We start from the raw sequence: 9001 nt of genomic DNA on the forward strand, positions 1-9001 counted from the left end.
TGGATCGGCAGGGCGCGGCCGAAGGTCTTGCGGATGTCGGCGATCACCGGTGAGAAGCCGTAGCACCACGAGCACATGGCGTCGGCGAAGTAGATCAGGTGCGGCGTTTCCATGGTGGGTCAGTCTAGCACCCCGCGTGATGGTTTCGCCGAATTTGTCATCCGGGCTTGATCGTGCGGGTGTGAGCGCCAAACTCCGCGCCTTGAGTTTGGGGAGTTATCAAATGCGCACGACGAGGGTTGCGATGGCGGCTGTGGCCGCTCTGCTGGTTGGCGCCGGACCGGCCCTGGCGGCGGGCAAAGACGCCAAGGTGTGGGCGGCCGCGCAGGCGGCGCGCGAGGGGCAGCTCGACCTGCTCAAGCAGGTGGTGAACATCGATAGCGGCACCGGCGATATCGAAGGCGGGCGCAAGGTGGCCGCCGTGCTGATCCCCCGGCTGAAGGCGCTGGGCATGACCATCGAGAGCGTACCCGCCGAGATCCCAGGCCTGCCGGAGAACACGGTGGCGACGCTCACCGGGACCGGCAAGGCCAGGATCCTGATGATCGGCCACATCGACACGGTGTTCGGGCCGGGCACGGTGGCCAAGTGGTCCTATTCGGTCGAGGGCGACCATGCCCGGGGCCCCGGCGTCGCCGATGAGAAGGGTGGGGTGGTCGAGGGGGTCTATGCGCTGCAGATCCTGCACGACCTGGGCTTCAAGGATTTCGAGAAGATCACCTTCCTGATCGAGACCAGCGAGGAGCGGGGTTCGCCCGGGACCCGCGCCCTGATCGACAGGCTGGTGCGCGCCCATGACGTGGAGCTGAACCTGGAGCCTGGCGACGCGCCCGACGTGATCACGGTGTGGCGCAAGGGGTCCTCGACCATGAACATCGATGTGAAGGGCCGCGCGGCCCACGCCGGCGTCGCGCCGCAGGACGGCCGCAACGCCGCCGTCGAGCTGGTGAACCAGCTGGCGACGGTGGAGACCTTCCCCCATTCCGGCGACGGGCTGACGGTGAACCTGACGATCATTAACGCCGGCTCTCGCTACAACATCATCCCGGAGGATGCGCGGGCGCAGATCAACATCCGGGCGCGTCAGAAGAGCGACTTCGACAAGGTCGAGGCGACCCTGAAGGCCAGCGCCGCCAAGACCGTTGTGCCCGAGACGGTGGTGACCATCACCCGCGAGAATTCCTTCCCGCCACTGGCCAACAATCCGGCGACGGACGCGCTGGCGGTGCGCGCCCAGGCGATCTATGCGGGCCTGGGATTGAAGCTCGGGACCGGCGGCAACGGCGGGGCGTCGCAGTCAGCCCTGGCCTATGAGGCGGGCACGCCGGCCCTGGACGGGCTGGGTCCCGTGGGCGGCGGGTTCCACTCTGAGAAGGAGTTCATGGACCTGAAGTCGGTGACGCCCCGGCTCTATCTGCTGACCAAGCTGATCATGGATCTGAGCGCGAACCCGCCGACGAAATAGGCGCGCTTTCGCCCCAGTGCGCCTCGAAGCTCTGGGCCTCGATGAAGATCCGGGTGACGTCGGGATGGGCCGCCTTGATGGCGCTCTCGATGCGGTTGACCGTGCGCTCCACCTCCCCGGCGGGCATGAGGTCATCGAAGTCGAGGGACAGCGCCACCAGGATTTCGCGGGGCCCGAAGTGCATGGTCAGCAGCTCGTTGATCTGTGTGACGCCGGGCTGGGCGCCGGCGATGGCCTTGATCTCGGCGCGGGTGTGCGGCGCGGCGGCTTCGCCGGTGAGCAGGCTCTGACTTTCGGCGGCCAGGAAGAAGGCGGTGACGCCGAGGATCAGTCCGACGCCCACCGAGGCGGCGCCGTCCAGCACCGGCATGTTCAAGGTCTGTGAGAGAAACACCCCGAGCATGGCCACCATCAGGCCCAGAAGGGCGGCGGTGTCCTCGAACAGCACGGTGAAGACGGTCGGGTCCTTGCTGGACCTCACGGCCGCCAGCCAGCCACGGCCGGCGCGCTCCTGGTTGAAGGCCTTCAGCGCCACGAGCCAGACCGCGCCCTCGAAGAGGATGCCCAGGCCGAGGACCAGGTAGTTGATCCAGGCGTTCTCGATGGGCTCGGGGTGGCGAATTCGCTCCACGCCGTGCAGCACCGAGACCACGGCGCCGACCCCGAAGATCAGCACCGCGACGACAAAGGTGTAGAAATAGAGCTGCAGGCCATAGCCCAGGGGGTGACGCTCGGTGGGCGGCTTGGCGGCGCGGCGCAGGCCGTTGAGCAGCAGCAACTGATTGCCGGTGTCGACGACGGAGTGGATCGCCTCGCTCATCATGGCGCTGGAGCCGGTGAAGAATGCGGCGGCGAACTTGGTCACGGCGATGGCGCTGTTGCCGGCGAGGGCCGCGAAGATGACGGTGCGGGAATGGGCCATGGTTCGGCCTAGAACGCGGCAGTCAGGAAAACGTCTGTCGCCAGGGCGCACAGGCTTGGCTAGCCTGGCCCCATGATGATCGGTTTCGTCGCGGTCTGACCGCGCCACCTGACGTTCGACCTGACCGCGTGGCCCTTTGCGCCGCGCCTGAGCGCTTGTGCGCGCATCATCTGAAAGACGAAGACATGACTCTGATCATCCGCGGGGCCGCGCGCCCCGACGACGCCTACATGTCCATCTGGGCGCCTCTGCTGGCCTTCAACCAGAAGACCGTGGGCGACGCGCAAGGGCAGCCGTTCGCTTTGACCATCACAGAACCCGACAGCGAAGAGGTGCTGGGCGGGCTCTGGGCGCTGTCGCTGTGGGGCTCGTTTTATATCGGCCTGGTGGTGACGCCCGAAGGGGCGCGCGGCGAAGGGCTGGGGACGCAGCTGATGGCCCAGGCGGAAGCCGAGGCGGCAGCCCGCAGCTGTCACAATATGTGGCTCGACACCTACGCCTTCCAGGCGCGGGCCTTCTATGAGCGGCTGGGGTTTGAGGTGTTCGGCCAGATCGACGGGCCGGCGCCGATGTTCCCGCGCTGGTTTCTGCGCAAGGATCTGTAATCGCGCATAAAAAGGGGGCGGCCCCCCACAGAGCGTGATCGCTTCCGATCACGCTCTGTGAATTTTAGTTTGAAGCGCGACGGGCGCCAGAACCGGTATCCGCTTCTGGCTGTCGCGCTCCAGGGAGCCGCCCCTGAGTCAAGTCCTCGAGGGGGAAGAACCTCTAGAACTTTTTGGTCACGCCCAGCTTGAAGTAGCGGCCGAGCGGATTGGCGGTGAAGGGGTCGTAGCTGAGGTCCAGCCGCGCGAAGGACGGGTCGGCGTCGAAGACGTTGATCACCGAGGCCGTCAGCGTGGTCTCCCAGGGCAGGAAGACGCGATAGCTGAGGTCGTTGGTGATGAAGGCGTCGATCTTCTGGCCCAGCGGACTGGCGGCCGTGAAGGTCGAGGTGCCGACGCGGGTGTCGATCATCCCGTCCACGTAGCGCAGGGTCCAACGCAGGTTGTGGTCGCCGTTGGTGTATTCGCCGAAGAGCGTGGCCTTCCAACGCGGCTGCGAGCCGTAGCCGAGGTAGTCCATGGTCCCGGCATAGTCGCGGGCCGGCTTGACGGTGACGCCCTCGATGACCGTGGGGGCGACCTCGTACTTGAGCACGTAGGTCAGATCCACGCCGAAGGAGAGGTCGCCGCCGGCCAGCACGTCGCGGGCCTTGTAGTTGGCCGCGAAGTCGAGGCCGCTGGTCTTGAGGTCCGGGCCGTTGACGACGTTCAGACGGGTCCGGTTGATCGCCGAAGGCAGGCAATCGGGGGTTCCGTCGGAGTTGATGTCGTTGAAGGTGATCCGGTTGCGCAGGCCGGCATAGGAGGCCACCAGGCAATTGTTCGGAAGGGTGGTCGAGGCGCCGTTCGGGAACAGGGCGTTGATGATGCCCGAGCCGCTCTCATTGTCGATCGGGCCTTCGAAGTCGAAGGACCAGTAGTCGAGGGTGGCGCTGAAGTCGCCGAGCTCCAGGATGGCGCCGACGTTCAGCGTGTCGGCCGTTTCCGGCGCCAGGTTCGGGTTGCCGTAGACGTCGTAGGCCCGGTAGCCGGCCGCCGCGGTGGTGTAGGCCAGCGAGGTGGTGACCGACGGCGCGATCTGGGTCTGCGGCGGGGCGCGGAAGGTCGAGCCGGCCGAGGCCCGGAAGGCCAGCCAGTCGGTGGCCTGCCACTTGACGGCGACCTTGGGGTTGGTGGTGGCGCCGATGTTTCCGCCGTAGTCCTCGTAACGCACGGCCAGGGTGGCGGTCAGGCTGTCGAAGATCGGCACCTGCAATTCGCCGAAGGCCGCGATGACCCCGTAGTCCAGGTCGTAGTCGGTCAGCGGACCGAAGAAGGAGAAGCCGCCGTACTTGTTGGCGCAGGTGGCCGCGGCGTTCACCGGGGAGTCGGTGCAGGGGGTGACGGCGATGTTGGTGTAGTCGCTGGTCTGACGCTCGATGCTGCTCCAGCGGTACTGCGTGCCCGCGGCCCAGGCCAGGGCGCCGGCGCCGAAGTCGATGGGCAGTTCGCCGTTGAAGACCAGGTCCGCCGCGAACAGCTTGGTGCGGGTCTCGTAGGAGTAGTCCTCGAACAGGTAGTCCAGCATCGCCTGGGAGTTGGCGGTCCCGGCCACGTAGTTGGGGTTGGTGCGGCCGTCGTTGACGTTTCCGGCCGTGCCGCTGGAGAACGGATTGAAGTAGGAGCAGGCGCCGACGCCGGCGACGCCGGTGGAGGGGTTGCAGCCCGCGCCGCCCAGGCCGCGCAGGGCGAGCTGGAGGCGAGAGATCAGGATGTCCGGAGTGGCGATTTCGCTCCAGTCTTCCATGTAGGTCAGGCCGGTGTCCCAGCCGATCCCGTTCTCGAACTTGCCCTTCAGGCCGGCCGAGACACGATAGGCGGTGAACTTGCGCTTATCTTCCTTGCCTTCGTACTCGTAGAGGCCGTTGCCGCCGACGCCGATCGGACGCCAGGCGATGGAGGTGAACAGACCCGAGGTGGCGGCCGAGGCCGGCGCGCGCCCCTGGGCGATCAGGGCCTGCAGGCCGGGATTGGACGACGGGATATAGAAGCCGTTGCCCTGGGCCTTGGTGGTCAGGGCCGAGGTCGGGAAGTTGTTCGGCGGATAGGAGGGCGAGGAGTTCTCTTCCGGCACGTCGTGGCCGGCATAGAGGGCTTCCACGTGGAAGGTGGTGGTGTCGGTCACGTCGAAATTGGCTTCGCCGTAGAGCTGATAGTGCTCTTCACGTTCCGACAGGTTGTCGAAGCCGATGTAGTTGAAGCTGCAGCTTGCCGCCGTGCCGGGGCCGGAGATCGCGTTACACGCCGGGTCGACATAGGGGTTGGTGTAGCTGGCGCCGCCGTTGGAGCTGGACAGGTACAGGCCCGGGTTGCCGAAGCTGGACCAGCCGCCCTGCGGGTTCTCGGTGATGGAGCGCTGGGTGTAGTCGCGCTCGCGGCTGTTGAGTTCCGAGCGGTGACGGTAGCCGGCGGTCAGCAGGATGTTGCCGCGATCGCCGCGCCAGCCGTAGGCGACTGACGTGCCGTAGTCGTTGCCGTCGGAGCCGTCGATATAGGAGTAGTCGCCGCGCACTTCGAAGCCGTCGAGGTTGGTGCGGGTGATGAAGTTGACCACGCCGCCAATGGCGTCGGAGCCATAGGTGGCCGCCGCGCCATCCTTCAAGACTTCAAGGCGGCCGATGGCGGCCGACGGGATCAGGTTGGTGTCGACCGAGGTGCCGCCGGGGGAAACCGCCATGCGGCGGCCGTTGAACAGCACCAGGGTGCGCGTGGCGCCGAGGCCGCGCAGGTTGATGTTGCCCGAGCCGGTCGTCTGGCCGGCGCCGAACTGGTTGGATTCGCCGATCGCGCCGCTGACCGCGGGGATGGACTTGATCAGGTCGACCGTCGAGGGCGCGCCCTGCTTCTGCATTTCATCGGAGCTGATGACGTTCACCGGCAGGGCGGCGTCTTCCGGGGAGCCGGCGATGAAGGAGCCGGTGACCACGACTTCGGAGACTTCGACGTCCTGGGCGAGGGCCTGGCCGGCGGAAAGGGAGATGAGGGTGGCCAGCGCGATAGACGAGGCCCCTGCAAGGTATCTGGTGTTAAGCACGCGTTTCCCCTGTTTCAATATAACTGCGTTATCCATCCTGACGATGACAGATCGCGTGGGGGTAAGATCGGCAATGACCGTGAAACTCAAGTCTCTTTTCTGTCAGGGTTAGCGGCTATGCCAACTATCCCTGACATTGGCGTCAATACTAGTTGAATATGGGTGTTATTTTTTTGACGTTACGTCAAAAGCATACCCAAACTTCGAATAGAATTCGGAAAAGGTGTTTTAAAACAGTCCGGTCGGTCGGTAAAAAGTTGACGTAGGGGCCGAAAGGCCTAGCTGTCGTTTTTCCGCAACAGGCAGACGCAAAACCGCCCCGGAGTCGGTCCGACAGCCGGGGCGGTTCGCTTGAAACGTCAGAAAATGGTGAGGCGTCGGCTCAGCGAGTCGGGTCCACGGCGCCGGAGGTTTCCGGGGCGGGCTCGACGGGGGCGACCTCGGCAGGGAGGGCCTCGGGCGCAGGCGCGCGCTCGAGTTCGGCGGGATCGGTGTTCACCTGGAAGGTCTTGCCCATCAGCTTGGCGCGCTCTTCCAGGGCGCGAGCGGTGGGCGCGCAGCGGACCGGCAGGGTCCAGCCCATCCAGTTCTGGGCGACCTGGCGCCGGGGCATGCTGGCGGCCGCGGCCCAGGCGTTGTGGCCCTTTTTCACGGCGGCGGCGCCGATGGTGTTGATGGGCTTCAGACTCGCGCGTTCGGCGGCCTCCATGGCGCTGGCGAACAGCTTCATGTCCTGCTTGGCGCGGACCTGGATGGTCTCATAGGCCGCGAGCTTCTGGGCCAGGGTGGTGTCGGGATTGAACGGCGGCGATTTCTCGATCGCGGTGACGTCCGGCATCATCTGGTCGTGCAGGTCGACATAGCCGCGCAAGACCCCGTAGCACCAGCCCACCAAGCCATAGTCGTCGCGCGGCGCGCCGGCCGGATAGGGCATGTCCTCGTTGAGGGTCAATTCGGCGGGGGCGGAGCCTGTGGCGGGCTCGGCGGCGGCGAACAGGGCGAGGGCGGCGATGAGTGCGGACATAGAGCCTTGGAACCTTGAAACTGTGTCGATCAGGAGGCGGGGCGCGATCCGAATCCTCCGCCTCCGGGGGTTTTGATCTCGATCACGTCGCCAAGCTGCACTGTAACTGAGAAGCAGCCGGGAAGTTCCTTTACCGCGCCATCGGCGCCGATCAAGCGCTGCTCGCCCATCAGGGCGGGGCCGCCACCGGCGATCCCCTGTGGGGCGTGGGCGCGGCGGGTGGAGAGCAGGGCGGCCTCCATGGGCGCCAGAAAACGGACCCGGCGCACCGCCCCGTCGCCGCCCCTGCGTGCGCCCTCGCCGCCCGAGCCTCGCCGGATGGCGTAGGTCTCGACACGGACGGGGAAGCGGCGCTCCAGGATCTCCGGGTCGGTGAGGCGGGAGTTGGTCATGTGGGTGTGAACCGCGCTGGCGCCGTCGGCGGTCGGGGTGGCGCCGGCTCCGCCGCAGAGGGTCTCGTAGTACTGGCGGGTTTCGTCGCCGAAGGTGAAGTTGTTCATCGAGCCCTGGGCGTTGGCCATGACGCCGAGCGCCTCATAGAGGGCGTCGACCACGTGCTGGCTGGTCTCGACATTGCCGGCCACCACGGCGGCGGGCGGGGCGGGGGCCAGCATGGAGCCTGGCCGGGTCAGGATGTTGAGTGGCGCGAGGCAGCCGGAATTGAGCGGGATGTCGTCGTCCACCAGGGTGCGGAACACATAGAGGGCCGCCGCATCGACGATGGCCGAGGGGGCGTTGAAGTTCGACGGCAGTTGGTCGGCGGATTGGCGGAAATCCAGGGTCGCCTCGCCGGCCAGGGCGTCCACCGTCGTGACCACGACGATATGGCCGCCGCCGTCCATGGGCACGCGGGCCTCGCCGTTCGACAGCCTGCCGATGGCGCGGCGGACGCTGGCCGTGGCGTTCTGCTGCACGAAGGTCATGTAGGCGGCCACCACCTGGCCGCCGAAGCCCTCGATCATGCCGGAGACGGCCGCGGCGCCCGCCTGGCAGGCGGCGATCTGGGCCTTGAGGTCGGCGATGTTGCGGTCGGGGGCACGCGATGGCCAGCGTCCGGTCGCGAGCGCCGCGCGGGTGTCGGCCTCCAGGAAATCGCCACCGCGCATGATGGGGATGGCGTCCAGCATCACGCCCTCCTGGTCGATGGACTTGGAGAAGGGCGGCATGGAGCCGGGCTGTACGCCGCCGACATCGGCATGATGGCCCCGGGCAGCGACGTAGAAGGCGGCGGTCTCGGCTCCCGGCATGAACACCGGCATGACCACGGTGATGTCGGGCAGGTGGGTGCCGCCCGCATAGGGGTTGTTCAGGGCGAAGGCGTCGCCGGGTTTCAGCGTGGGATGGCGGTCGCGGACCGCGCGGACGCTGGCCCCCATGGAGCCTAGGTGGACGGGCATGTGCGGGGCGTTGGCCACCAGGCCGCCGTCGGCGTCGAAGAGGGCGCAGGAGAAATCCAGCCGCTCCTTGATGTTCACCGAGTGGGCGGTGCGCTCCAGGGCCGCGCCCATGGCCTCGGCGACTCCCATGAAGCGGCGGTTGAACAGCTCGAGCGTGATGGGGTCGGGACGATCCAGGGCGATGGCGCGGGCCTGGACGGCGCCGGCGCGGGTCAGGCGGATCAAGCCGTCCTGCTCGGCGGTGGCGCGCCAGCCGACGGGCAGGGCGACCTGAGTGTCGGGGCGGACGATCAGTGCCGGACCGTCGAGAGTGGTCAGGGTGTCGGCGGCGACGATGGGGGCGACGGCGGTTTCACCGTGGGCGAACATCCGGATTTCTCCCTCCCCTTCATGGCGAGGGGCAGATCGCGAAGCGATCGGGGTGGGGGAGATTGGCGGTGTTCCCCACCCGTCCGAAGCTTCGCTTCGTCCACCCTCCCCATGAAGGGGAGGGAGACAACTCAAAATGCCACCCG

General features: G+C 67.0%; 6 protein-coding genes. 2 read left to right on the forward strand and 4 right to left on the reverse strand.

The window, feature by feature from the left end:
- The first annotated feature begins 244 nt into the window (after nt 1-244).
- Nucleotides 245-1465: a glutamate carboxypeptidase gene (locus AAC997_RS19320; RefSeq protein WP_340647336.1), complete on the forward strand. Its 1221-nt coding sequence runs from the start codon at nt 245-247 to the stop codon at nt 1463-1465.
- Here AAC997_RS19320 and AAC997_RS19325 read toward each other — a convergent pair.
- Complete coding sequence (locus AAC997_RS19325; RefSeq protein WP_340647337.1) at nt 1431-2387, reverse strand: cation diffusion facilitator family transporter; 957 nt, start codon at nt 2385-2387, stop codon at nt 1431-1433. The two genes, AAC997_RS19320 and AAC997_RS19325, sit on opposite strands and share 35 nt — an antisense overlap.
- Nucleotides 2388-2572: 185 nt before the next feature.
- On the opposite strand from AAC997_RS19325, the gene AAC997_RS19330 reads away from it, so the two are divergent.
- Nucleotides 2573-2992 carry a GNAT family N-acetyltransferase gene (locus AAC997_RS19330; RefSeq protein WP_340647338.1) on the forward strand — a complete coding sequence of 140 codons (420 nt, stop codon included), beginning with the start codon at nt 2573-2575 and terminating at the stop codon, nt 2990-2992.
- 163 nt (nt 2993-3155) lie between these two features.
- On the opposite strand, the gene AAC997_RS19335 is transcribed toward AAC997_RS19330, so the two are convergent.
- The 3 genes from AAC997_RS19335 to AAC997_RS19345 all read right to left on the reverse strand — a co-directional run bounded on the left by AAC997_RS19335 (nt 3156) and on the right by AAC997_RS19345 (nt 8855).
- A complete protein-coding gene (locus AAC997_RS19335) occupies nt 3156-6065 on the reverse strand; it encodes a TonB-dependent receptor (protein ID WP_340647339.1) in 2910 nt (969 codons plus the stop codon).
- A 382-nt stretch (nt 6066-6447) separates the two neighbouring features.
- Nucleotides 6448-7089, reverse strand: coding sequence for a hypothetical protein (locus tag AAC997_RS19340; RefSeq protein WP_340647340.1), 642 nt, complete (start codon nt 7087-7089; stop codon nt 6448-6450).
- 29 nt (nt 7090-7118) lie between these two features.
- Nucleotides 7119-8855: a hydantoinase B/oxoprolinase family protein gene (locus AAC997_RS19345; protein WP_340647341.1), complete on the reverse strand. Its 1737-nt coding sequence runs from the start codon at nt 8853-8855 to the stop codon at nt 7119-7121.
- Nucleotides 8856-9001: the final 146 nt, after the last annotated feature.

Origin of the sequence: Phenylobacterium sp., from assembly GCF_037968635.1 — a bacterium.
In the GTDB taxonomy this organism is placed as follows: Bacteria; Pseudomonadota; Alphaproteobacteria; order Caulobacterales; family Caulobacteraceae; genus Phenylobacterium.